We start from the raw sequence: 26,442 nt of genomic DNA, 5'->3' as shown, positions 1-26,442 counted from the left end.
GTGTTCAAAAAAAAGGCATTTTTGTTGCGGTATTTTTATATATTTGGGTTCAAATACAGAAATGGGAAAGATCAGCTCCGGATGGTTTTTACAGAAAAAAGGAAGTCAATGGTTCTCAGAGGTTAAAATCCCTGAAACTAGGAGAGTGAAATTTTTGTATATATAATATGGTGTAAAAAACGAAACAGAACAGAAACAATAACCAATAAAGAAATATGGCAACAATCAGATTTATGGCTATTCAGGAAACTTTTGGCAGAACGGCAATTCCGGTGCAGGAGACAGTAAAGCGCTCGGAGTTGTTCGGAGAAAATGTTTTCAATGAAACGGCGATGCGGCAATTTATGACGAAAGAAGCTTTTGTCAGCGTCATGAATGCCATTGAATTTGGAGAAAAAATAAACCGGAAAATAGCAAACCAGGTAGCTGCGGGGATGAAAGACTGGGCACTTTCCAAAAATGCCACACACTATACGCACTGGTTCCAGCCCCTCACCGGGGCTACTGCCGAAAAGCACGATGCTTTCTTTGAAACCATAGGTGGAGGAATGGCAATGGAGAAATTTGACGGAAGTCAGCTGGTACAGCAGGAACCCGACGCATCCAGCTTTCCCAACGGAGGTATCCGTAATACTTTCGAAGCCCGGGGATATACGGCATGGGACCCTACCTCTCCGGCGTTCATTTACGGAGGGACACTTTGCATTCCTACGGTATTCGTAGCTTATACGGGAGAGGCCCTGGATAACAAAGCGCCGCTTTTAAGAGCGTTACAGGCAATAGACAATGCAGCCACCGACGTTGCAAAATATTTTGATAAGAACGTAACCAAAGTTACCGCAACCCTCGGCTGGGAGCAGGAATATTTTCTCATAGACAAGGCTCTTGCCTATACAAGACCGGACCTTATTCAGGCAGGAAGAATGTTGCTGGGGCACTCTGCAGCAAAAGGACAGCAGCTGGATGATCATTATTTCGGATCTATCCCTAACAGGGTGGTGAACTTTATGCGTGACCTGGAGATCGAATGTATGAAACTCGGGATTCCCGTAAAAACACGTCACAATGAAGTAGCGCCAAACCAGTTTGAACTTGCACCTATTTTTGAAGAAGCAAGTTTGGCTGTGGACCACAACTCCCTGTTAATGGACGTAATGGACAAAACAGCGGACAGGCATTACTTTAAGGTGTTGTTTCATGAAAAGCCGTTTTCCGGTATCAACGGTTCCGGAAAACACAACAACTGGTCGCTGGCAACCAATACCGGTATAAACCTGTTGGGTCCCGGAAGCACCCCGATGAAAAACCTGCAGTTCCTTACCTTCTTTATCAACACCATAAAAGCGGTAAACGAATATGAAGAACTGATCCGTGCCTCTGTGGCTTCGGCTACAAATGACCACAGGCTCGGAGCTAATGAAGCGCCCCCTGCTATTATATCCGTATTTATAGGAGAGCAGCTTACCCGGGTTCTGGACGAACTGGAAGATGTGTCTACCGGTAAACTGTCTCCCGAGGAAAAAACCGACCTTAAACTGAATGTTGTTGGGAAAATTCCGGAAATATTGCTGGATAATACCGATCGTAACAGAACTTCTCCCTTTGCTTTTACAGGAAACAAGTTCGAGCTTCGTGCCGTAGGGTCCAAAGCCAACTGCGGTAAGCCGATGACAGTCCTCAATACTATTGTGGCAAAACAGCTTATCGAATTCAAGAAAGAGGTGGATGCCCTTATCGCCAAAAAGAAACTGAAGAAAGACGAAGCGATATTTAACGTACTGCGTGAATATATCAAGTCCTCAAGAAGAATACGTTTTGAGGGAGACGGGTACAGCGCAGCATGGGAAAAAGAAGCCACACGCCGCGGACTCAGTAACAATAAGACCACGCCGTCGGCACTTAAGGCTATGGTATCGAAGAAAGCCATTTCCCTGTTCGAAGAAATGAAGGTGATGAGCAAAGTGGAGGTAAAAGCACGGCACGAAATAGAACTGGAAGAATACACCATGAAAGTGCAGATAGAAGGCCGGGTACTGGGCGATATTGCACGAAACCATGTTATTCCTACAGCGATCCGTTATCAGAATATCCTTATTGACAACGTTAAAGGACTCAAAGATGTTTTCGGTACCAACTTCAAAAAAGTAGCGTCTGAGCAATTGGATCTTATCGAAGAGATTTCCGAGCACATTGCCGAGATCAATTCCAAGGTCACAGCCATGACCGAAGAGCGTAAAAAAGCCAACGTTATTACCAGTGCCGAACTTAAAGCGGAAGCATACTGCGAAAAAGTGAAGCCGTACTTTGATGAAATACGATACCACTGCGATAAACTGGAACTGCTTGTGGATGACGAGTTATGGACCCTTACCAAATACAGGGAACTTCTGTTTATCAAATAACACAGATTTTAAACTTTGCCCGACGGGGAGATTTTGCAAAAGCAGGGTCTCCCCGTTTTTTTATAGAAACATACGGGTGAAATCCGCGATAAAATCATCCGGGATCAGCATGAAATTATGTATTTTTGCGCCAAACGACATTATTTATGAGTTCTTCGGTAAGTAAGAGATATTCCCGGAGAGGCGTTTCGGCCTCTAAGGAAGACGTACACAATGCCATAAAAAATATCGATAAAGGACTTTTTCCCAAAGCCTTTTGCAAGATAGTTCCCGATTACCTCACCAACGATGAAGAAAGCTGCCTGATCATGCATGCGGACGGGGCGGGGACCAAATCGTCCCTGGCATATCTGTACTGGAAAGAAACAGGAGACATTTCCGTGTGGAAAGGGATTGCCCAGGACGCACTCATTATGAACATAGACGATCTGTTGTGTGTAGGTGCCACAGATAATATATTGCTGTCTTCGACCATAGGCAGGAACAAAAACCTGGTGCCCGGCGAAGTGATCTCCGCGATCATAAACGGCACGGAAGAACTCATAGCTGAACTCGCCGAGTTCGGAGTTAAAATACATGCTACCGGTGGAGAAACCGCCGACGTAGGCGACCTGGTACGGACTATTATCGTGGATTCCACAGTAACAGCCAGGATGCCGCGAAAAAATGTTATTGACAATGCCAATATAAAAGCTGGCAATCTTATCGTAGGGCTGGCCTCTTTCGGGCAGGCAAAGTACGAGAAAGCTTATAATGGTGGTATGGGGAGCAATGGCCTTACCTCGGCAAGGCACGATGTGTTTGCAAAGTACCTTGCGGAAAAATATCCCGAAAGTTTCGATCCGTCCGTACCCTCCGATCTGGTATACTCCGGTGGGGTAAAACTTACTGATCCGGTAGAAGGATCACCGTTGGATGCCGGAAAACTGGTATTGTCTCCCACAAGGACCTATGCGCCTGTCATCAAAAAAATATTGAAAAAATACACTCCCGGCGATATCCACGGCATGGTACATTGCAGTGGCGGGGCGCAGACCAAGATTCTCCATTTTGTAGAAAATCTGCATATCGTAAAAGACAATCTTTTTAAAGTTCCCCCGCTGTTCCGGCTCATACAGCAGCAATCGGGTACGGACTGGAAAGAAATGTACCAGGTATTTAATTGCGGCCACCGGATGGAACTCTATGTAGATGCGGAAATAGCAGAAGATATCATTGCTGTTTCGAAGTCTTTCGGGGTAGATGCACAGGTTGTGGGAAGAGTGGAAGCCGCGGACCACAAAAAACTTACTATAGAAAGCGAATTCGGGACGTTCGAATATTAGTCTGATAAAAATATCGTAATTTTGCCAACCGAATGAACCACAGGTTTATTGACGATGGGTACGGGAACCAAATACCGGAAGTTGCCGGTCGTCAATCTAAAATCGTAAATCTAAATGTTAGACAGGTTAAACATAGTAAAACAGCGTTTTGATGAGGTTTCAGATCTTATCATACAGCCCGATATCATAGCCGACCAGAAGCGTTATGTGCAACTGAACAAGGAGTACAAGGACCTGAAAGGCATCGTGGATAAACGGGAGGAATATAAGGCCGTACTGGATAATATTGCCGAAGCCGAAGAGATCATTGCGGATGGCAGTGATGCCGAAATGGTGGAAATGGCAAAAATGCAGTTGGAAGAGGCCAGGGAGCAACTCCCTGGATTGGAAGAGGAAATAAAATACCTGCTTATCCCCAAAGATCCGGAAGATGTTAAAAACGGCATGATGGAGATCCGTGCGGGTACCGGTGGCGACGAAGCGTCCATTTTTGCTGGCGACCTGTACCGTATGTATACCAAGTATTGCGAGAGCCGAGGATGGAAGGTTAATGTAGTGGATTTTAACGAAGGCACTTCCGGAGGATTTAAAGAGGTCATATTTGAAGTTAACGGCGAGGATGTTTACGGAAACCTGAAATTCGAAGCAGGGGTACACCGCGTACAGCGTGTGCCGCAAACCGAGACACAGGGACGAGTACATACCTCGGCGGCAACCGTGATGGTGCTTCCCGAAGCGGAAGAATTTGATGTGGAACTGGATATGGGCGATGTGAAGATCATCCGTACGACATCGACCGGGCCCGGAGGACAATCGGTAAACACTACCTATTCCGCGATCCAGTTGCAACATATTCCCACAGGGATAGAAGTGCGTTGCCAGGACGAAAAATCCCAGCATAAAAACCTCGAAAAAGCGATCAAGGTATTGCGTTCCCGGTTGTATGAAAGAGAACTTGCCAAGAAACAGGAAGCTGATGCAGTGAAGCGGAAGAGTATGGTTTCAAGCGGGGACAGGAGCGCCAAAATACGAACGTATAACTATCCGCAGGGAAGGGTTACCGATCACAGGATAGGGCTGACACTTTACGACCTTCAGAATATTATAAACGGGGACATCGGCAAGATCATCGAAGAATTAAAACTTGCCGAAAACACCGAAAAACTGAAAGAAGGCGACGTATTTTAATCAAAGCATAAATACCGTTGAACAAACGAAAATATAAGGATATATAAAACAGTGATGCCGCACCGCAAGTATTTTGAAGTGCGGCATTTTATTAACCATACGATACGGCATGACAACACAAGAACTGATACAACAAATACACCGGAAGAGATCCTTTCTCTGTGTGGGGCTCGATGTAGATTTGCAAAAGATCCCTGCGCACCTGCTGGAAGGAGAAGATCCCATATTTGCATTTAATAAGGCAATTATCGATGCTACCTGTCATGTAACCGTTGCCTATAAACCCAACATCGCTTTTTATGAAGCCTACGGAATAAGAGGCTGGGAAGCCTTGCGGAAGACGATAGATTATCTGAATGAAAATCATCCGGAAGTGTTTACCATAGCCGATGCCAAAAGAGGTGATATCGGCAATACTTCTGCCATGTATGCCAAAGCATTTTTTGAAGATCTCGGGTTTGATTCGGTTACGGTAGCCCCGTATATGGGAAAAGATTCCGTAGAACCTTTTCTGGAATTTGAAGACAAGCACACCATATTACTTGCATTGACCTCTAACCATGGGGCTTTCGACTTTCAGACGAAAGATGTGGAGGGTAAGGAATTATATAAACAGGTACTGGAAACTTCCGGGAAGTGGAAAAACAGTCATAACCTGATGTATGTGGTAGGAGCTACCAAAGCAGAATACCTGGAAGATATCCGGCGTATTGTACCGGACAGTTTTTTGCTGGTACCCGGTATTGGCGCACAAGGAGGGAGCCTTGAGGAAGTTTGCAAATACGGCATGACCGATAATATAGGTTTGCTGGTGAACTCTGCCAGAGGTATTATATATGCTTCCGGCGGAACGGATTTTGCCGAAGCTGCAAAAGCAGAAGCGGAGAAAATACAGTCGGTAATGGCTGCCGTTATGCCCTGATAAACCCCGAAAAGTCTGATTTCATTGGTTATTAAAGATCAGTTACAGCGGAAAATTATTCTGGGAAAAGTACCAAAACGCATTGTGTCTTTGGTACCTTCCCAGACAGAATTGCTATTCGATCTCGGACTGGAAGATAAAGTTGTGGGAATTACTAAATTTTGTGTGCACCCTTATCACTTCCGGTCCCTTAAAACCATTGTGGGGGGGACTAAAAAGGTGAAGTTTGACCGGATCCGGGAACTGCAACCGGATATTATCTTATGTAATAAAGAGGAGAATACCAGGGAGATGGTGGAGGAACTGGAAAAAATAGCGCCTGTACATGTTTCGGATATTTTTACCATAGACGATTCCCTGGAACTGATCCGGGAGTACGGGGAAATATTCTCTTGCCGGATGGATGCATCCCGTGTTATTAATAAAATAGTATATAGACTCCGGGACTTCCGGGAATATGTAGCGTATAAACCCGTACTGAAGACAGCCTATTTTATCTGGCGTGAACCCTGGATGGTGGCAGGAGCAAATACTTTTATAGATCATTTACTTACGCTGAACGGCTTTAAGAATATATACGGAAATAAAGAGCGCTACCCGGCGGTGGAATTAAAGAAAATGCGGTTGGAAGGAGACCCTGAGCTGGTTTTTCTCTCATCAGAGCCTTACCCGTTCAAAGAAGAACACGCATTCGAAGTCGGACGTTTTACCCATCATGCCAAAACAGTATTTGTAGACGGAGAGATGTTCAGCTGGTACGGATCCCGTCTTGTAAAAGCTTTCGATTACTTCAAAATGCTAAGAGAGCGGTTATAACAATGTTCGCTCTCGGAGAAGTGCAGGTTTTATGCCGGTGGCTTCGATACACCCTCCGCTTCGCTGGGGCACTCAGCCACCTCTGCTTGAGTTATAGTAGCATTTAGTGATTCCTGTTAGTGTCTTTTACTAAATATACAGACGGCACAGAGGTGGTTGAGTGATTGCCGATAGGCAATTATATCGAAATCACCGACTAGAACCACCCGGTTTGGCTACTGCAAAATCGTATGAAATAAAAAAAAGGGACTGACGCCCCTTTTTCTAAACTAACTAACTCAAATAATCATTAATAAAAGTTCACACGAACACTACAAAATTCAGGATTTAAATTTCTATCCGCGTTAATTTTATATTAGCAATTTATTAAATAATATAGATGTAAAATAATTAATTAATATATAATTAACATTTTAAATGATGTTAAATTAATTATTGTTAGTTTTTTAGATATTTCAGCAAAGAAAAAGTATTTTTTACAACACCTGTTTGATATATATGTATTTTTTAAGGGGTTTTAGTGTCTGAATGATAAAAATAATGGGTAAGATACTGTGTTAGGTGATAAAAAAATAAAATACCCCTCAATAAATGAGGGGGTGTATGGTTATTTTAACGATCCTGCAGTGCAAATACACGTTTTAACAGGTCGGTTGTCCTTGCAGTCGTTTTATTTCGGATTTCTTTTTCCTCTACGGAGATCATGGTAAAGACTCCTTTAAGTGCTTCCTGGGTAACGTAATCCGTAAGATCGGGGTTTACGTTATTGGTAATGGGCAGGGCATTGTATTTGTTGATTATATTACTCCATACCTCGGTAGCGCCAACCCGGGAAAGCGAATTATTGATAACCGGGGAAAATTTACTGTAAAGTTGTTTCTCCGTATTGTTTTGCAGGTATGCCGTAGCTGCATTGTCCGCTCCGAGAAGAATATTTTTAGCGTCGTTGAAAGAGATGTTTTTCACGGCATTGACAAATATGGGAGTGGCTTCTTTTACTGCATCTTCCGCTGCCCGGTTAAGGACCTTCAGTCCTTCATCTGCCAGGTTGCCCAAACCGATATCCCTGAGCGTTTTGTCTACTTTCTGCAATTCGGCAGGGAGGAGGATCTTTACCATCTGGTTTTTAAAGAAGCCGTCTTGCTGCGTGAGTTTGCTTACCTGTTTTTCAATACCGAGATCCAGGGCCTGGCGCAGTCCGGAAGCAATTTCTTCGTTACCGAGCGTTGTTGACGCAGGTAACTGGTTTACCACCTGTTGCAGTTCCGCACAGGAAAAAATTAGAAAAATACCTAATACGTAGATCGCTTTTTTCATGTAGTATCTGTTTTTATAAAAGAGAATAAAAACAAATGTACTATGAAAAAACAATAGTCTTATTATTGTGAGCCATTACTTTTCGGGAGATGTGGAGTTTAACCGCACGGGCCAATACTATTTTTTCCAGGTCCCGTCCCTTCATTACAAGGTCCTCAATGGAATGTGCATGGGTTACCCTGGCAATGTCCTGTTCTATAATGGGACCCGCATCGAGTTCTTCCGTAACATAGTGACTGGTGGCCCCTATGATCTTTACCCCCCGCTTAAAAGCGGAATGATAAGGTTTTGCCCCCGGAAATGCCGGGAGGAAAGAATGGTGGATATTGATGATCTTATGCGGATAATGACTTATCAGTTTTTCCGATACGATCTGCATATAGCGTGCAAGTACGATGAAATCCACACTTGCTTCCTGCAACAAACGCAATTGTTCTTTTTCCGATGCTTCCTTGTTATCGGGGCCTATCGGTATGTGGTGAAAAGGAATACGAAAACTGTCTGCCACAGATTTCAGGTCTTTGTGATTGCTTATAATAAAAGGAATAGTTACGCCGAGTTCCCCCGAATTATACCTTCCGAGAAGGTCGTAAAGGCAATGGTCATATTTGGAAACGAATATGGCCATTTTCGGTTTGAGCTCATCCGTATGAATTTCCCATGACATACCGTATTGTTGCGCTATCTGGTGACCGAATTCATTTTTAAAATCTTCCGGCGAACCCGGAAATTCGGCAAACTGGCTTTCCAACCGCATAAAAAATACACCGTGTTCCATATCCACATGCTGGTCGATGTAAATGATATTGCCGTTTTTCTTGTAAATAAAACGGGTTACCGAAGCTATAATACCTTGTGTGTCCTTGCAGGAAATGAGTAATGTGATTTTGTGCATACCTTTTCGGGGCTTTAAAACTTGTTTAACCCGGGTTAAACAAGCACTTATGGGAAATCTAAAATAAGTCAAAAATGGCAAGGATTTTTAACATTACTTTTAAATTACAAATCTTCTTAAAAACAGTATGTTTTTTAATAAATCCGTAAATTGCACAACGAAATAAGCACTTTTGTTGCAAATGAAACAGAAGTAGTCGGGAATTTCCCGGTTTCCATGGAACATTCCGAAGTGTATTTGAGCTAACGGGACTTAAATCATAAAAAAGTGAACACAGAAACATATAAACCTAAAAATAAAGTAAGGATAGTTACTGCAGCTTCCCTGTTTGACGGGCATGATGCCGCTATCAATATTATGCGGCGTATTATCCAGGCGACCGGAGTGGAGGTCATTCATCTGGGGCATGACCGGAGTGTGGAAGAAGTGGTGAATACGGCCATACAGGAAGATGCCAATGCCATAGCCATGACTTCCTACCAGGGAGGGCACAATGAATATTTTAAATATATGTACGACCTTCTTCAGGAAAAAGGGGCCGGTCATATAAAAATATTCGGTGGGGGTGGCGGTGTTATCCTACCGGAAGAGATCAGGGAGTTGCACGAATACGGGATAACACGTATCTATTCTCCGGATGACGGCCGCGAGATGGGACTACAGGGAATGATCAATGACCTGGTAGAAAAAGCCGACTTTCGTTCTCCCGCTTTTCAGAACGGGCAGGAAGTGACATCAACGCTGCATGACAAAGATGTAAATACCATAGCGCGCCTTATTTCTCTTGCGGAAAATAACCATGAAGAGTTCGAAAGAAGATTTACTCCCGGAAAAGGGAGTAAGATTGTACCTGTCCTGGGGATTACCGGAACCGGGGGTGCGGGGAAGTCAAGCCTTGTGGATGAATTGGTACGGCGCTTTCTGGCAGATTTCCCGGAAAAGACTATCGGCATACTATCCGTAGACCCTTCCAAAAGAAAGACAGGAGGGGCACTGCTGGGCGATCGTATTCGCATGAATGCCATTAACAATCCAAGGGTGTATATGCGTTCGCTGGCCACAAGACAGTCTAACCTGGCCTTGTCCAGGCATATTGCCGAAGCTGTAGATGTGCTCAAAGCAGCGGAGTATGACCTGGTGATACTGGAAACTTCCGGTATCGGACAGTCCGATACGGAGATCCTCGATCATTCCGATGTTTCCCTCTACGTGATGACACCTGAATTCGGAGCGGCAACGCAACTCGAAAAAATAGATATGCTTGATTTTGCCGACCTGGTGGCCATTAATAAATTCGATAAACGAGGTGCCCCGGATGCCCTTCGCGATGTGAAGAAACAATACCAGCGGAATCATCAGTTGTGGGATGCCGGTCCGGATACGCTACCGGTTTACGCGACCATTGCCTCACAATTCAACGATCCCGGTATGAACATGCTCTACAAAAATGTAATGGATAAAGTAGCGGAGAAAACCGGGGCAGACCTGAAATCTTCTTTCGAAAGGCACGACGAAATGAGTGAGAAGATATTCGTCATTCCACCTAAACGTGTCCGTTATCTATCGGAAATTGCTGATAACAACAGGAATTATGACCAGGCCGTGGAAAAGCAGGTTGCAGTAGCACAGAAACTTTACGGTATATGTATGGCTGTTTGCAGTGTTGTAGATGAAAGCGATCCGTTTCCCCTGGTTACGAAGTCCGGTCTGGACGGAGATGAATTGATGGAAAGAATAAAAGAGGAGGAGAAGAAGTCCTTCCTGAAACTGTTACTGGCCGAATTTGACCGGGTGAAAATGGAACTGGACCCGCATTACTGGGAGATCATATGTAATTGGGAAAACAAAACGGACCGCTATAAAAAACCGGAATATGTATTTAAAGTAAGAGACAGGGAAATACGTATTAAAACACATACACAATCGCTGTCACATACACAGATACCCAAGGTGGCCTTGCCCAAATACACGGCCTGGGGCGATATTCTTCGCTGGGTGCTTCAGGAAAACGTACCGGGAGAGTTTCCGTATACTTCCGGACTGTATCCGTTTAAAAGAGAGGGAGAAGACCCTACCCGTATGTTCGCCGGGGAAGGCGGACCGGAACGTACCAACCGGCGTTTTCACTATGTGAGCCTGGGGATGGATGCCAAGAGGCTTTCCACCGCATTCGATTCGGTTACCTTATATGGAAATGATCCCGGGCACCGTCCGGATATTTATGGTAAAATAGGTAATGCCGGGGTTTCTATCTGTTGCCTGGACGATGCTAAAAAACTGTATTCCGGGTTTAACCTGGCCGATCCGAAAACTTCGGTAAGCATGACCATCAACGGCCCGGCGCCTATGCTGCTCGGTTTCTTTATGAATGCCGCAATAGATCAGCAATGTGAGATATATATCAGGGAGAACGGCCTTGAAGCACAAGTAGAGAAAAAGCTTCGGGAAGTTTATGACGATAAAGGATTGCCAAGACCACAATACAATGCTGCCGGAGGAAAAAAAGAACTACCCGAGGGTAATGACGGCCTTGGTTTGTTATTGCTGGGAATTACGGGAGACCAGGTGCTTTCCGCGGGAGTATATAACGAAATAAAACAACGAACACTATCTCAAGTAAGAGGAACCGTGCAGGCGGATATCCTTAAAGAAGACCAGGCGCAGAACACCTGTATTTTTTCCACGGAATTCGCATTACGTCTTATGGGAGATGTGCAGGAGTATTTCATTGAAAACAATGTGCGTAATTTTTACTCCGTATCGATCTCAGGATATCACATTGCGGAAGCCGGGGCCAATCCCGTTACACAGCTGGCCTTTACGCTTGCCAATGGCTTTACGTATGTGGAATATTATATGAGCAGGGGTATGGATATCAATAAATTCGGGCCTAACCTGTCGTTTTTCTTTTCCAACGGTATTGATCCCGAATATGCGGTTATAGGCCGTGTTGCACGGAGAATATGGTCCAAGGCCCTGAAGTATAAGTACGAAGCCAACGAAAGGGCACAGATGCTCAAATATCACATTCAGACCTCCGGGCGTTCCCTGCATGCACAGGAGATTGATTTTAACGATATTCGTACCACTTTACAGGCATTGTACGCTATTTATGATAACTGTAATTCGTTACACACCAATGCTTACGATGAGGCGATAACCACACCCACGGAAGAAAGTGTACGCCGGGCAATGGCCATACAACTCATTATTAACAAGGAGCTCGGATTGGCAAAGAACGAGAACCCTGTTCAGGGGGCATTTATCATTGAAGAACTGACAGACCTGGTGGAAGAAGCCGTACTTATGGAGTTCGACCGCATTACGGAACGGGGAGGAGTTCTCGGAGCAATGGAAACCATGTACCAGCGCAGTAAGATACAAGAAGAAAGTCTGTATTACGAAAACCTGAAACATACCGGGGAATTTCCGATTATCGGGGTAAATACCTTTTTGAGTTCCAAAGGCTCGCCAACTGTAATTCCCGGGGAAGTCATACGGGCAACCGAGGAGGAAAAGCAGTTGCAGATACAAACGGTAGAAAACCTGAAAAAGACCAAAGGGAAGAGAGTGGAGGCGGAACTGGAGAAAGTTCAGAACACGGCTATTGAAAATGGTAATATCTTCGAGCAATTGATGGAGGCTACCAAGGTGTGCTCTCTCGGGCAAATTACGGAAGCATTGTTTGAAGTAGGCGGACAATACAGGAGAAATATGTAAATTTGTGGTGTATATAACCCCAACGATACGAGTACATGAAATCATTATTTTCCGAATTGTTTGCATATAACCTGGATTGTAACAAAAGACTGATAACCGCTTTTCTTACAGCCGGAGAAAACGTACCTGACAAAAGCAAAAAACTGTTTCACCATATATTAACGGCACATCACGTATGGAACGCCCGATTGAGTGGTATAGCCTCAGAATACGGGGTGTGGGAAGCCATTCCCGCCGGATTGGTAGAAAAGGTAAATGAAGAAAACCATATCCTTACCGGAAAGATATTACGACAAAAAGATCTTTCGGAAATTATCAATTATAAGAACAGTAAGGGAGCCCCGTATTCGAACAACATCCGTAATATTCTGTTTCATGTGGTCAATCACTCTACGTATCACCGCGGACAGATAGCTATGAATTTCCGGGATTCCGGGTTGGAACCCCTGGCAACGGATTATATTTTTTATAAAAGATAAATCCAACAATATGACAGTGCCGGTTTCAACTTTCCACTTTCTTTGCCGGAATTATTGCCACGACACTTCCTGTAACAGGCTTCCTGATATGGTGGGAAAGAAGGAAGAAGAAAAAGAAATAGAAAGAAGACAAAGGCAGGGCGGGAGGTCGCTTTTGTAAACTTTATGAAGGGCTTGTGGCCTCCACGTATTTGTAATTCCACAGTTAAAAAGTTACCAGTTACTCCGTTGTGTTCGGTTTTGTCCCCAGGTCGTTGATAAATCCGTCGAGGCTTTCGTCTTTCTGAAGGTTCAGTTTCTGTTTGAGCCGGTAGCGGGCCATCCGGATACTTTTCGGGTCGACATTCAGCTTTATGGCAATTTCCTTGTTGGTAAGCCCCATGAGGATATAGGAACAGTATTTAAGATCGAGGCGGGTCAGTTTGTTTTCCGCTTTTTGCTGAAGGCCGGCAATGAATTCGGGATGTATTTCGGAAAATTCGGCTTTAATATCATCATAACCTTTGTCCACCTCATAATTTTTGGAGATCAGGCGGTTGATTTGCCTGCGTAGAGGATCACCGCTGTCCAGTGCGTTGAGTTTCTCTTTGAAGTTTTGAAGAAGGGTATTTTTTTCCTCTACCTGTAAGGTTCCGGCCAAAAGCTCTTTTTCCAGCCGGTCCAGGCGTTCCTGCATAAGTTCGCGTTCAGCCTCCAGGCGGGCGGTTTCTTCGGCTTTTAGGCTGGCCTGGAGTTCCGCTTCATGCTTTTCACCGGTCAGTAGCAATTGTCGTTGCTGGGATGCCTTGAGTCTGAAATGATATGAACGGAACAGAAAAAACAGGGCCATCACCCCGGCAACGATCAGGATTAAATAATACCGGTTCAGTTTTTTGGTAAAAGCGTTTTCTTGTTGGGCAGCTACGAGGGCGAGTTCTTTCTTTTCGGATTGGTATTGTGCCTCCAGTTGCTGGGCAATGGAGAGCTTTTCCTTGTCAAACAACTCCTTGTCAAACCGCATGTACTGTTTGTAATAATCCAGGGCTTTGGTGTCATCGCCATTTTTTTCGGCCACCCGGGAAAGAGCGTTGGTGATACGCGATTTGACCAGGACCCCACTGGTACTATCGGAAACTTCGCTTAATGCCATAAGCAACAGGTTCTCGGCCCGGCTGTAATCACCTTCTGTCAGGGCAAATTCACTTAATATCCCGTAACTGTTGGCAATGATTTCAGAATGATTGGCTTCTCTTCCCAGGGTCAATGCCTTGTTGAGGTATACTTCGGCGCTGTCTTTATATGAAGGCGGATAAAATTCAAAATAAAGATTAGCCATATTCAGAGCGGCTATTCCCCCGGTGCTCCGCATGGTGATCCGTTGTTGGAGGGAATCTGTCAGTTTCAGTACCAATGTATTGTAATATTTTGAAGAATCCAGCAATTGTTGCCGGTCCGGGGCTTTGCGGAAGCGGTAAAGATAATTGACCCCCATACTGAGGTATGCGTTGGTTATAGCGTCGGGATCACCACTCTTCAGGGCGGCATCGCGGCAAAGCCTGGTGTAATGCAACTGCTTCTCGGGATTTCCCCAATAGGCATGTATGGCGGCAAGGTAATGGTAGATGTTGCTTTTGTAAAGAGGGGCATTCTCTTCTTCAAGAATACGAAGTGCTTCCAGCATATATTGATAGGCCTTGTCGGTGTTTTCCACGATATGTTCCAGCCATCCCTTGCGAAAACGCACAAGCCCCTGAACGATCTTGTCCGGAGTACGGGAGGCATACCATTCAGCACTGTCTATGGCCTGAAAGGCAAGGTTCAGGCTGTCTTGTTGTACATACAGGGCCCCCAATCTTGCCTGTACCAGTGCACCGTATCGTCCGTCTTCTTCCCGTTGGCTAAGTTGTTGTGCTTCCCGGGCTATTTTCAAGGCTTCATAAAGCTTGTTCTGAGAGGCTGTTATCCTGGATAGCTGTTCCATTGCTTCTATACGTTCCCCGTTTGGAGTCGCCGGTTTGTCTACAATGGTTTTCAGGGAGTCAATAATTACGGATTGCGCCTGTATCCCAGATGGGTGGAATAAAGTGATAAAGGAGGTTATAAAGCAAATAAACAACGATTTATCCATTCAATAAAGGTATAAACAATTACAGGTCCTTTTGCCAAAGATACAAATTTCGTAGACGCTTTGTAGACGTTCTTCCGATAAGCTGTAGTCGCCGTGTATGCAGCTGAAAATTGTTTCGCGGGGTCTGGCTTTCTAAATTTGTCCCTGAAGTTTTTAACCGGAATTATTAATCATAAAATCATAATGATCATGAATGCCAGGACCATTTCAATCGTATCGTACATTACTATCATCGGATGGATCGTCGCTTATTTACAACATAAGGGAAGCGAACAAAAAAGCGCGCTTGCTTCTTACCATCTCGGACAGGGACTTGGGGTATTTATTTTTGCCGTTATTCTGAACATCATCCTTAGTATAATTATCCGGGTAGTTCCTTCATTAGGAAGCATCCTTTCATTGGTGGGTTTTGTGCCGCTTATTTTGCTCATTTTCGGAATCATTGCCGCGGCTAACGAAGCGCTGAAACCGGTTCCGCTGATCGGGAAATTTTTTGAAGGGAAGTTCAACTTTTAATTGATACGGAATAAGCTGTTTGGGTAAAAGAGGAGGATTATTGTGTGGTCGTAAGATTTACAATGGAATAGCTTTTTAAAAATATACGATGAGGACATGGATAAACAGTTTGTGTAGTTTTATATTACTATTTGCCCTGATGGGATGTAATTCTGAAAAAACTAAAGAGTTTGTATGGGAAAAAGAGATAGCACAGCTCACCGGTAAAAACCTGGATAAATGGCTTCGCCAGGCGCCGTTCTCCAATGAACTTGTTCAAACTGACGCAAACAAGCTGGTATTTACCAACGCAGAGCAGGTTTTTCCGTTTATGGCGCGCTATAAAAATGCTGTAGGAGAATTGCATAAGACTTATAACGACCCTGACAATCCCATTTACCAAAAGAAGACTGTCTTATACCAAGACCCGCAGTGGGGCGACTTGTTTGTAAATGCCACGTTGCTGTACGATGACCAGGAGGTTTTCCTGGATCGTTCTTACAGTACATCCGGAAATGTGATTTTAGGCGGAGCGGATGCTGCGATGGATATCCACCACGCTACCTTGTCGGAAACAGCTGTTTTTGCCCGGACTAGCGACTATAAAACGGGTGTTTACTGGGCCCGGATATCAGACAAGGACTATCTTTTGGGTTTCTATCAAAAGGACAGGCTCATCTTTGAAACGGTTATCCCGCTCCGGGCAACCGATACATTGGCCACACTGTCCAAGCTGAATGCGGTAAATGAAAAGTTGGGACTACATATCGCGGAGTGGAAGGATGCAACAGTACAGCAACTGAAACCGGCAAATACCAAAGAAACGTTTTGGAAAGACCCTTTTGTGGGGATTTATATGGATAAAAGTTCAACATTGAACAAGGTTCATCTCAAAATGAGGGATACACCTTTCCAACAGGCACAAAAGATCGTAAAAGGCGGCTATTACTTTAGTTATGATACACCAAAAGGCCGGGTAACACTGTTTACAGTTTTGAAAGGCACCGATCAGGACCGGATTGGTTTTGATGAAGAACATCAACAGCTGAATTCCTATAAGCGACAGGGTCAAGTGGTCTATTATAAAGAAGAACAGGTTAAAGGGCGGATAAAAGGGGTTGCCAAAACCTATTTTGGACAGGACCAATACCTGGAGCTGAATTTTGAATATCCCCAAACCGATCAGGAAGCCCGGGAATATATTCACGGCGTATTGAAAAATATAATGATTTTCAGGTATTTGTAAGGAAACTCCTTTAGATAAATAACAGTATATGCAGTGTAAAGTTCATGTCATCTTTTTTATAGCCTGTTTATGGTGCGTTTTTGTACAGGCGCAAACTATTATCCGGGTGGCCCCGAATGGTAAGGGGGATGGTTCTTCCTGGGGTCAGGCGAGTAGCATTGAGGATGCCATAACCAACGCATCCCGTAATGATAAAATATGGGTCAGGCAAGGTACATATAAAATAAAGTCAACTTTGCAGATTAATGAAACTTTGGAGATATACGGCGGATACTCCGGAACGGGAAACCAAAGAAATCCGGCTGTTTACCCAAGTATTCTTAGCGGTGATAAAAAAAACAGTATCATTAAGACAGACTATTTTACAAGTGATATGGTTTTTGACGGCCTTACTTTTGAAGATGGTTTTGCCAGAACCGGAACCCACGTAAATGATGTTACGGGAGGAGGAGCATTATACTTAAGCGGGAATGGGACGAGGATCAATAATTGTATTTTCCGGAATAATACTTCAGCAAACAGAATAGGCTCCGGGGCCATTTACCTTTGGAGCACGGATAATATTGTTATTGAAAATTCGGTATTTGAAAACAATCGTGTAATCCGGAATGACAACAATGAAGGCGGTAATATTGGAGGTGGGGCAATGCATATACGGTTCGGAAAGAATAATCAGATTAAGCATTGCAAATTCATTAATAATTCATCGTACTATCCCGGTGGAGCAATCTATGCCTGGGGAGAAAATGCCACGGTTATCGACTGTTATTTTGAAAATAATCACAGCGATGATATAGGTGGAGCTATCTATGTGAATTTTGATGACCTGTATGTATCCAATACTGTTTTCCGCAGTAATAACTCGAAGTTGAGGGGAGGTGCGATATATAATAATTTCGGGACAGTTAAAGTAGTTAACACCTTATTTGACAAAAACACTGCTTCGGATGTAGGGGGAGCCATATATAATTCGGAAGGAATTGATATAGCCAACACCACTTTTGTAGATAATAACAATACTGCTGTAGTTTTTCACTCTTTTTCTTCTGATGAGGAATATACCCATATTTATAACAGCATCCTTTACAACAACAAAGCGGCCGGGAAATTTGCTCCGGATATTGCCCCTGCATACTCCAACTCGGATTTCTCCGGTCTTGATGTCAGGAGAAGTATTTTACAGAAATATTCCGGTGGTACGAATAACCTGGTAGGTGTAGACCCGCTCTTTGTTAATAGCAGCAACGGGAACTACCGTATCCGGCGTAACAGTCCGGCTGCAAACGCCGGGAATACCGCATTATTCAACAGGGTATCCGTAACCCCTGCCGGTTCTTCAAATGATCTTTACGAAAACGAACGCCTTATTGGCAATAAAATCGATATGGGCGTGCACGAATTACAACTGCCGGGCTGCACCACAATTACAATTCCCGCGAACGGAGCGGTTGATGTTGCAGTGAATACTGACATCTCATGGGAGGCGGTGCCCAAAACTACGGGATATACTATTTCAATCGGAACCACTTCCGGCGGAACTGATGTCATAGACGGGCAACAGGTCACGGGAACCACCTTTGAACTTCCCGTTCACCTGGAAGTAAATACCACCTATTTTGTTTCGGTTATACCCTATAACAGTGCCGGTGAAGCTATCGGCTGTAGTGAAATAAGGTTTAAAACAGAAAAAACGTCCAGTGTAGTTAATTGTACATCGATAACCAACCCGGTTAACGGAGCCGAAAATGTGCCTTTGGATACAAATATTACCTGGGAAGAAGTTGCCAATGCCGACGAGTACTACATTTCCATAGGAACTACTTCCGGCGGTACGGATGTCGTGAATAAGGAATCTGTAACCGGAACAACCTACACTCCGGAAGTGGACCTGGAAGAGAACACCACCTATTTCGTAACTGTAACCCCGTATAACAACGAGGGAAGTGCTGAGGATTGTACCGAAATCAGTTTTGCTACAGAAACCTTGAGGCCTATCCCGGGCTGTGCGACGATTGTAACCCCGGAGGATGATCAGGAAGATGTCCCCCTGAATACAGATATCATTTGGGAGTCAGTCTCTGAAGCCGACGGCTATTATATTTCCATAGGAACTACTTCTGGCGGTACGGATGTCGTGAATAAGGAATCTGTAACCGGAACAACCTACATTCCGGAGATTGACCTGGAAGAAAATACCACCTATTTCGTAACTGTCACCCCGTACAACAATGAAGGAAGTGCTGAAGATTGCACCGAAATCAGTTTTACCACAGAAACGCTGACACCTCCTGATTGTGCTGTGATCACCACGCCTGTAGATGGAACTACCTATCCCGCTTATGAGGGTATGGGCTGGGAAGAAGTGGAAGGAGCCGAGAGCTACCGGATTTATATGGGCACTACTCCGGGCGGTACGGATGTGGTGAATGGACTGGAACCGTGGGAGGATTTTGAAGACCCTGAGTCGGGCACCTATTATCTTAAGGTAATTCCTTATAACGAGGCAGGCGAGGCCATGGGTTGCGAAGAGATTAGTTTTTCGATAGTGGAACCGACGCCTCTTCCCCCCGGCTGTACCACAATGACTTCTCCGGCAGATGGCGACACGGATGTTCCGCTTGATACGGAAATTACCTGGGATGCGGTTGGAAGCGCTTCCGGTTATCACATTTCTATAAGAACCGATGCCGGCGATATTGTGATAAATGAAGAGCCGGTAACCGGAACCAGTTATAACCCGGCAACCGATTTTAAAGAGAACACAACCTACCACGTCAGTGTAGTACCTTTTAACGATAACGGAGAAGCAACTGGTTGTGGCGAAATCAGTTTTACTACGGAAACTTTACCGAAACCGCCGGGCTGTACCGCGATGTCCGATCCCGTCGACGGTGCTGTGAACGTTCCTGTTGACACCAATATAAAATGGCATGCTGTCCCCGAAGCCGATGGCTATTACCTCACCGTGGGGACTTCGCCCGGCGGTACGGACCTTGTTGACAACAAAGACGTAGGCAGTTTCACGGTTGACCTTTTTATTGGTGACTGGCCGGCAAATACAACCATTTACGTAACCGTAACCCCGTACAACTCCGCAGGAAGCGCCACTGGCTGCCAGGAAGAAAGTTTTACCACGGGGGCCCTTGCCCCCAAATGTACCACCTTATCCAACCCGATTGACGGTGCAACCGATGTTTCTGTTTCTGCCAATATGGAGTGGAACGCAGTAACCGAAGCCGGGGGGTATTATCTTTCCGTGGGAACAGCACCAGGTGGCACAGACATCGTAAACAATGAAGATGTGGGCAACACCACGGTTTACGATCTGCACAACGACCTGCCCGGGGGCACTCGGGTTTATGTAAGTGTAGTTCCGTACAACACCGAAGGAGAGGCCGAAAACTGTCAGGAGGAAAGTTTTACTACGAAAACATTACCGACACCACCGGGTTGTACAACAATCATCACCCCTACAGACGGTGCTCCCGATGTGGCCACAGATACCGATATATCCTGGAACACCATTGCTGATGCCGATGGGTACCATATTTCAATAGGTACCACTGCCGGGGGGACAGATATTATCGACAATCAGCAGGTGTCCGGGAATACCTATAACCTGACTTCCGAATTGGAAGAAAATACGATTTATCACGTCCGTGTAGTTCCCTACAATGGCGAGGGAAGTGCTTCGGGGTGTGCCGGGATCAGTTTTACCACCGAAACGCTGCCAACCGTCCCGGATTGTATCACCATCATAAGCCCAACCGACGGAGCCGCTGATATTGCTGTCGACACGGATATAACCTGGGATGTTGTTACTGGCGCCGAGGGATACTATATTTCAATCGGAACGGCTCCCGGTGGCACGGATATGGTGAACGGTCAACAGGTAACAGGTACGACATTTAATCCGGTTGCTGATTTTGATGTGAGTACTACCTATTACGTCACCATAGTTCCATACAACACCCAGGGAAATGCTACGGGCTGTACCGGGACCAGTTTTACCACGGAAGCTCTTTCGACACCTCCGGATTGCACCACAATAACCAGTCCGGATAACGGGACCGACAATGTGGCCCTGGATGCCGGTATCACCTGGAATGCTGTTGCCGAAGCAGCGGGATACTATGTTTCCATCGGAACTGTTTCCGGCGGCACGGATGTGCTGAACAATCACCAGGTAACCGGCACCACCTTTGATCCGGCTACGGATTTTGATGAAAACACAACGTACTACATCACAGTAGTTCCCTACAACGCTCAGGGAAGCGCTACCGGCTGTACCGAAACCAGTTTTACAACGGAAATTTTGGCGACAGCCCCTGACTGTACCGTTATAACGAGTCCGGCTGATGGCGCGTTCGATGTAGCTACAGACACTGATATATCCTGGAACACCATTGCTGATGCCGATGGGTACTACATTTCAATGGGTACCACTGCCGGGGGGGCAGATATTATCGACCATCAGCAGGTATCCGGGAATACCTATAACCTGACTTCCGAATTGGATGAGAACATTACCTACTATATGACAATCACTCCATACAATACACAAGGAAGTGCTTTCGGATGTCCGGGAATCCGTTTTACGACCAAAACGGATTTTGATATTGATAAAACAAAGTACGGTTTTTCTCCCAATGGCGACGGGATCAACGACTTCTGGGAAATAGAAGGCATAGAAAACTATCCTGACAATACGGTTTCCGTATACAACAGGTGGGGGGATATGGTGTTCCGCATGGAGGATTATGACAACCATTCCAATGTGTTTACAGGAGTTGCCAATAAACTCACCGGATTAGGTGGCGGCAGGTTACCTTCGGGGACCTATTTCTTTGATATGCTGCTCCGGGACGGGAATGATCTGAAAAAAGTAAAAGGATTTTTGGTTTTAAGACGCTAAGATGAAGAGTAGAAAGAGATATAAGTTTACGTTGTTCCTGGTGATATGGGGCCAGTATTTTGTTTTTGCCCAGCAAACGGCTTTATTTCCCGAATATAACTACAATCCTTTTATTATTAACTCTGCTTATACGGGGATGGCCTCGGGTGCGGAGGCAACGCTCAGCCATTACGGATATATCAATAGTGTCGAAGGAAGCCCGAAAAGTTTTTCCCTGAGTTTTCATTCGCCCGTATCCCAGGGAAAAATGGGACTGGGCGCCGCAATCTCCCGGGATAAGATAGGGGTTACCACAAACACTCACGCCTTTGCAGCTTATTCTTATAAAATATTTTTCGATTATAAAAGTGACCGGCCCGACTGGCAGATCTACAATCAGAATGTGCTTTCGTTCGGATTAACCGCCGGGGTGCGCCAGCTCAACGATAACCTGCTGGAACTGGGAATTGTGGATGATCCTGAATTTTCCGAAAATATCAATGCAACCATACCTATGATCGGTGTTGGCTTTTTATACAACTGTGCCGATTTTTATGCCGGGGTTTCAGCCCCAAATATTTTAGGTGATAAACTGGCTTCGAGGGATGACCTGAACCTGTCGAATCCCGTTTACGGATATTTCGGCTACCGTTTTTTTGCAAACCGGTTTGACGAGATCGTAATAAAACCCAATATGTTATTGAAGTACGAAGATGGAGCCCCCATGCAAATAGATGTTAATCTTGCCACGAGCTTCGGGAACAAATTTGAGATCGGGGCCGGGTACCGCAGCAGTTCTTCCGCGAATTTTCTGGCAGGGGTCTACCTGTTTCGGCATTTCAGGCTTATTTATCACTATAACGTTGGACTGAAAAACACTTTATTAGGGAACAGTCATGGCATTGTGTTGTCGTATTCTTTTGGTAATGAGTATTTTTAATAAGAAGAAAATAAGGGTTAATGAAACTGATTTACTCAGAATAATTGTAAATACATATGAAATCAACCGCTAAAATATCGCTGTTACTCTTCATAGGATTAACCTTTTTGTCTTGTGATCAGACATCACCCCGAAAATATGTGGAAGTCACAGTTTTAAATACCAATCTGGTGACAAGCAGGTATACTCCTTCGTTTTTTGAGGAACTCCGGGAACTGGAAAAGCAGGGCCGTATTGCCGTGTTTAAAGATGGTGAAATGAAAAAAGGCACTGCTGAGGAATACGTTATGCAAAATGCAATAGCTCCTGTTGACGTATCCATAAAGAAAGTCAAAGAGTTAGAGGTGAAAGACGATACTCATGATCTGATCGCCGCTTCCCTGGATGTATTGCAATACAGTAAAGAAGTTTTTGAAAACGAGTACAGGAATATTGCAGAGATGCTTGATACGAACAGATCACAGGCAGAAATAGATTCGGCCATTCATAAGTTGTTTCGGACCTATGACCGGGAGATGGAAAAGAAACTCAGGCACCTGGATGAACTGGCCATTCCCTATGCAGAGAAGCATAATATCCCGTTGAATTTCAGGTAGGCTTCCTTTTTTTTATAATCAAACGAAGATCTTCCTGTGCCAAATAAAGACAGGGGACAATAATAAGGATAATTGAGGTGGCAAATACAATCCCGAAACCTAACGAAATGGCCATCGGAATAAGATAAAATGCTTGTGAGGAGGTTTCCAGGATAATCGGGGTAAGCCCTCCGAAAGTGGTTAAAGTAGTTAACATAATAGGGCGGAAACGCCGTATCCCGGCCTCGTGAATGGCTTCATAGGCTGATTGGTCTTTTCGTATACCATTGGCGTAATCGATCATGATAAGAGAATCATTGACTACAACACCGGCCAGGGCTATCATTCCCATTAAACTGACCAGTGAGAGGTCGTAACCGAGAATAATATGGCCAATCACAGCGCCGACTATTCCAAACGGAACTGCCGAAAGCACAATAAAGGGTTGAACGTAATTGTTGAACGCCAATGCCAGCAACGCATAAATAAGCATAAGTGCCATGGAGAAGGTTCCCCACAGCGAATTTGTCGATTCCCGCATATCGGCCTGGCTCCCTTCAAAGGTCCATGTAAGCCCCGGATAATCGGCCCGTAACTGAGGAAGTACTTCGCCCTGTATGGCGGCCAGGACCCGGCTGACGGCATTGGCCGGTTCGGCGTCCATTCCTACATTTACCACCCTTCTTCCGTCCCGCCTGTTAATGGAGGTAAATGCTTCTTTTTCTTCTATTTCCACCACATCCAGCAGGGGGACTTCCACACTATCCGTTGTCCGGATGATGAAATTTTCCAGGTTTTGTATATCCTTACGTTCTTCCAGCGGTAACTTTACCCGTATTTCCACTTCGTTATTACCCCGTAGCTGCCGCATGGCAAGTGCACCGAAAAAGGCGTCCCGTACCTGCCTGCCCACCTGCGATGAGGTTAACCCCAGGTTTCTTCCTTGTGGCAAGAGCTTAAAATCGTATTGAACCTTGCCCTTGTCGAAATTGTCACTCACATCACGGGTATTTTCAAAAGTTTCCATGCGTTCCACGAAATCCTGGCTTGCTTTTTCCAGGACTGAAATATCCGTATGGCTCAAATCTACACTGATATCCTGGCGTGCACCACCGGGTCCGCGTTCGGCTTCAAAGGTAATCTGGTCCACGCCGCGTATGTCCCCGATATTATCTCGCCAGATAGCAATAAGTTCTGCTGCGGTCATATCGCGTTCATCAGGCGGACGCATCACGATCTCGACATCGATAAAATTCTGTCCGCGGACATTGGTTTTTACGCCTTTTGCCACTTTATACAAATCGTTTTCCGAAAACATTTTGCGGGTGGCTTCGGTGACTTCCTCGGCTACCTCTGCGGCCTGGTCGGGCGTGGTGCCTACCGGAAGCCGGATTCCCGCTTCGATTTCGTCGGCTGCGATTTCGGGCATTAAGATCATTCCCATATGATCGCTGTAACCAAAGCTTCCCACAATGAGTAACAAGGCCACCGCGGCTGTCAACGTGATGTAACGGAACCGAAGGCACTTATCCAGAAAAGGGCGATAATATTTCTGGATGATACGGTCGAATCTCCTGGCGAACCTGTCCTGCGCATTTTCAAGTTTAAGGAGAATGCCTTTTTTCTTTTTCTTCCCGATATGCCCCAGATGGGAAGGTAAAATAAAGAGGGCTTCGATCAGCGAGATCAATAGAATAACGATGACCACGGCAGGAAGGGGCCACCAGAACTTACCGGTTTCCCCGGGGATGAGCAATAGCGGTATAAAGGCGATAACGGTAGTAAGTATACTGAACAATACCGGTCTCGACACATCTTTCGTGCCTTGTATGGCAGCCTGCATAATACCCATGCCTTTCTGGCGGTATTCATATACATTTTCCCCTACTACAATAGCATCGTCCACCACGATCCCCAAAACTACCAGAAATCCGAACATAGATATCATATTGATACTAACGCCTATCACGGGCAGTAACGTTATTCCGCCGATAAAAGAGACCACCATACCGATCATTACCCAGAAAGCAAGCCGGTATTCCAGGAACAGGGTTAAAATGACCATGACAATGACGATTGCCATTAAACCGTTTTCGGTAAGTAAGGAAAGCCGTTCGCGATAATCTTCGGCCCGGTTGCTGTCAATGCGGTACTGGACACCGGGGGGTAACTGCAAGTCGTTCAATATGTTTTTTACCAGCTTTTCAATATCAAGCGGCGATTGATTTCCAACTCTGAAGATCTCCATATCTACAGCTGCTTTTTGATTGAACTGGCCGTGAAATCCGGTTTCTTCAAATCCGTCGGTAATAATAGCTATGTCCCTTAATTTAACATGTGCTCCTGCCGGGGAAGAGGCAATGGTTATATTGCCGAACTCTTCCGCCCATTGTTTGCGTTCCTTCAACCTGAGCAGGATCTCCCCCGAGCTGGTTTCTACTGCCCCCGCCGGAACATCCCTGCTGGATTGCTCGATGATATTGGCAACCTGCCCCAGTGTCAGCTGATACTGGCGTAGATTGTAACGCGGAATTTCTATACGGGTCTCGTAATCCGGAACATTGTTTAAAGTGACCTGGGTGATTTCGGGCTGACTTAAAAAGCGGTTTCTCAGATGTTCGGCCAGTTTCCGCAGGGTCCAGATATCGGTATCTCCGTATAAGGAAACCTGCATGACATCGCGCTGGCGGTCCTGTAAGACCACTTCGGGCTCTTCGATATCATCCGGAAATGTCCGTATCCGGTTCACGGCCTGGTCGATGTCCTGGAATGCTTTCATCCGGTCTGTCCCGGCTATCAGTTCGATAGTTACGGTTCCCGAACCTTCCCCTGCCGTGGACACGATTTCTTTGATGCCCTGTACCCCCCTGATGGATTCTTCAACCGGCAACAGGATGCCTTGTTCCACCTCTTCGGGTGCGGCCCCGGGATAAACTACACTGACTTCAACAAAATCCAGCTGAAACTGTGGGAAGACCTCTTTTTGTATGGAAAACATGGTGTAAATGCCACCTCCTACCAATAAAAACATCAGCAAATTTGCGGCAATGGGATGGTGCGCCATATAGGCGATGATGCCATTGCTTTTTTGTTTATGAAGGTGTTGCTCTTCCACAAGTAC

General features: G+C 45.2%; 17 protein-coding genes. 13 read left to right on the top strand and 4 right to left on the bottom strand.

Annotated elements, in window-relative coordinates:
• Positions 1 to 215 precede the first annotated feature (215 nt).
• From ACVBDY_RS11135 to ACVBDY_RS11115, 5 genes are all read left to right on the top strand, one after another.
• Complete coding sequence (locus tag ACVBDY_RS11135) at positions 216 to 2,402, top strand: glutamine synthetase III family protein (protein WP_447175559.1); 2,187 nt, start codon at positions 216 to 218, stop codon at positions 2,400 to 2,402.
• Positions 2,403 to 2,548: 146 nt separating this feature from the next.
• A complete protein-coding gene (locus tag ACVBDY_RS11130; protein ID WP_447175558.1) occupies positions 2,549 to 3,727 on the top strand; it encodes an AIR synthase related protein in 1,179 nt (392 codons plus the stop codon).
• A gap of 114 nt (positions 3,728 to 3,841) precedes the next feature.
• Positions 3,842 to 4,915, top strand: coding sequence for a peptide chain release factor 1 (gene prfA, locus ACVBDY_RS11125; RefSeq protein WP_447175557.1), 1,074 nt, complete (start codon positions 3,842 to 3,844; stop codon positions 4,913 to 4,915).
• A 109-nt stretch (positions 4,916 to 5,024) separates the two neighbouring features.
• Positions 5,025 to 5,837 carry an orotidine-5'-phosphate decarboxylase gene (gene pyrF / locus ACVBDY_RS11120; RefSeq protein WP_447175556.1) on the top strand — a complete coding sequence of 271 codons (813 nt, stop codon included), beginning with the start codon at positions 5,025 to 5,027 and terminating at the stop codon, positions 5,835 to 5,837.
• Between the two features lie 24 nt (positions 5,838 to 5,861).
• Positions 5,862 to 6,653 carry an ABC transporter substrate-binding protein gene (locus tag ACVBDY_RS11115; RefSeq protein ID WP_447175555.1) on the top strand — a complete coding sequence of 264 codons (792 nt, stop codon included), beginning with the start codon at positions 5,862 to 5,864 and terminating at the stop codon, positions 6,651 to 6,653.
• A 612-nt stretch (positions 6,654 to 7,265) separates the two neighbouring features.
• Here ACVBDY_RS11115 and ACVBDY_RS11110 read toward each other — a convergent pair.
• Together ACVBDY_RS11110 and purU are read right to left on the bottom strand one after the other, a co-directional pair.
• On the bottom strand, positions 7,266 to 7,970 hold the full coding sequence (locus tag ACVBDY_RS11110) for a DUF4197 domain-containing protein (protein ID WP_447175554.1): 705 nt from the start codon (positions 7,968 to 7,970) through the stop codon (positions 7,266 to 7,268).
• A 40-nt stretch (positions 7,971 to 8,010) separates the two neighbouring features.
• The gene (purU, locus tag ACVBDY_RS11105) at positions 8,011 to 8,865 is read right to left on the bottom strand and encodes a formyltetrahydrofolate deformylase (protein WP_447175553.1); all 855 of its coding nucleotides are present in this window, start codon (positions 8,863 to 8,865) and stop codon (positions 8,011 to 8,013) included.
• A gap of 267 nt (positions 8,866 to 9,132) precedes the next feature.
• Here purU and ACVBDY_RS11100 point away from each other — a divergent pair, with 267 nt between their 5' ends.
• Genes ACVBDY_RS11100 through ACVBDY_RS11090 form a run of 3 tightly spaced genes read left to right on the top strand, consistent with a single transcriptional unit; the run spans position 9,133 to position 13,224 of the window.
• Positions 9,133 to 12,585, top strand: a complete 3,453-nt coding sequence (locus ACVBDY_RS11100) for a methylmalonyl-CoA mutase family protein (RefSeq protein WP_447175552.1) — start codon at positions 9,133 to 9,135, stop codon at positions 12,583 to 12,585.
• A gap of 35 nt (positions 12,586 to 12,620) precedes the next feature.
• Positions 12,621 to 13,064, top strand: a complete 444-nt coding sequence (locus ACVBDY_RS11095) for a DinB family protein (RefSeq protein WP_447175551.1) — start codon at positions 12,621 to 12,623, stop codon at positions 13,062 to 13,064.
• A gap of 10 nt (positions 13,065 to 13,074) precedes the next feature.
• On the top strand, positions 13,075 to 13,224 hold the full coding sequence (locus ACVBDY_RS11090; protein WP_447175550.1) for a hypothetical protein: 150 nt from the start codon (positions 13,075 to 13,077) through the stop codon (positions 13,222 to 13,224).
• A gap of 60 nt (positions 13,225 to 13,284) precedes the next feature.
• On the opposite strand, the gene ACVBDY_RS11085 is transcribed toward ACVBDY_RS11090, so the two are convergent.
• Positions 13,285 to 15,171, bottom strand: a complete 1,887-nt coding sequence (locus tag ACVBDY_RS11085) for a helix-turn-helix transcriptional regulator (protein WP_447175549.1) — start codon at positions 15,169 to 15,171, stop codon at positions 13,285 to 13,287.
• A 189-nt stretch (positions 15,172 to 15,360) separates the two neighbouring features.
• On the opposite strand from ACVBDY_RS11085, the gene ACVBDY_RS11080 reads away from it, so the two are divergent.
• From ACVBDY_RS11080 to ACVBDY_RS11060, 5 genes are all read left to right on the top strand, one after another.
• Positions 15,361 to 15,687 carry a DUF4870 domain-containing protein gene (locus ACVBDY_RS11080; protein ID WP_447175548.1) on the top strand — a complete coding sequence of 109 codons (327 nt, stop codon included), beginning with the start codon at positions 15,361 to 15,363 and terminating at the stop codon, positions 15,685 to 15,687.
• Positions 15,688 to 15,775: 88 nt separating this feature from the next.
• Positions 15,776 to 16,912, top strand: a complete 1,137-nt coding sequence (locus ACVBDY_RS11075) for a hypothetical protein (protein ID WP_447175547.1) — start codon at positions 15,776 to 15,778, stop codon at positions 16,910 to 16,912.
• A 28-nt stretch (positions 16,913 to 16,940) separates the two neighbouring features.
• The gene (locus ACVBDY_RS11070; protein ID WP_447175546.1) at positions 16,941 to 21,827 is read left to right on the top strand and encodes a T9SS type B sorting domain-containing protein; all 4,887 of its coding nucleotides are present in this window, start codon (positions 16,941 to 16,943) and stop codon (positions 21,825 to 21,827) included.
• Between the two features lies 1 nt (position 21,828).
• The gene (locus tag ACVBDY_RS11065; RefSeq protein WP_447175545.1) at positions 21,829 to 22,746 is read left to right on the top strand and encodes a PorP/SprF family type IX secretion system membrane protein; all 918 of its coding nucleotides are present in this window, start codon (positions 21,829 to 21,831) and stop codon (positions 22,744 to 22,746) included.
• A gap of 56 nt (positions 22,747 to 22,802) precedes the next feature.
• Entirely contained in the window at positions 22,803 to 23,342 is a 540-nt protein-coding gene (locus ACVBDY_RS11060; protein ID WP_447175544.1) for a hypothetical protein, read from the top strand.
• On the opposite strand, the gene ACVBDY_RS11055 is transcribed toward ACVBDY_RS11060, so the two are convergent.
• A complete protein-coding gene (locus ACVBDY_RS11055; protein ID WP_447175543.1) occupies positions 23,335 to 26,436 on the bottom strand; it encodes an efflux RND transporter permease subunit in 3,102 nt (1,033 codons plus the stop codon). The genes ACVBDY_RS11060 and ACVBDY_RS11055 overlap by 8 nt on opposite strands.
• Between the last annotated feature and the right edge of the window lie 6 nt (positions 26,437 to 26,442).

The organism is Sinomicrobium halophytocola (assembly GCF_052983395.1).
Note: the sequence above shows the minus strand (reverse complement) of the source record. Positions and strands in the feature narration are given on the sequence as shown.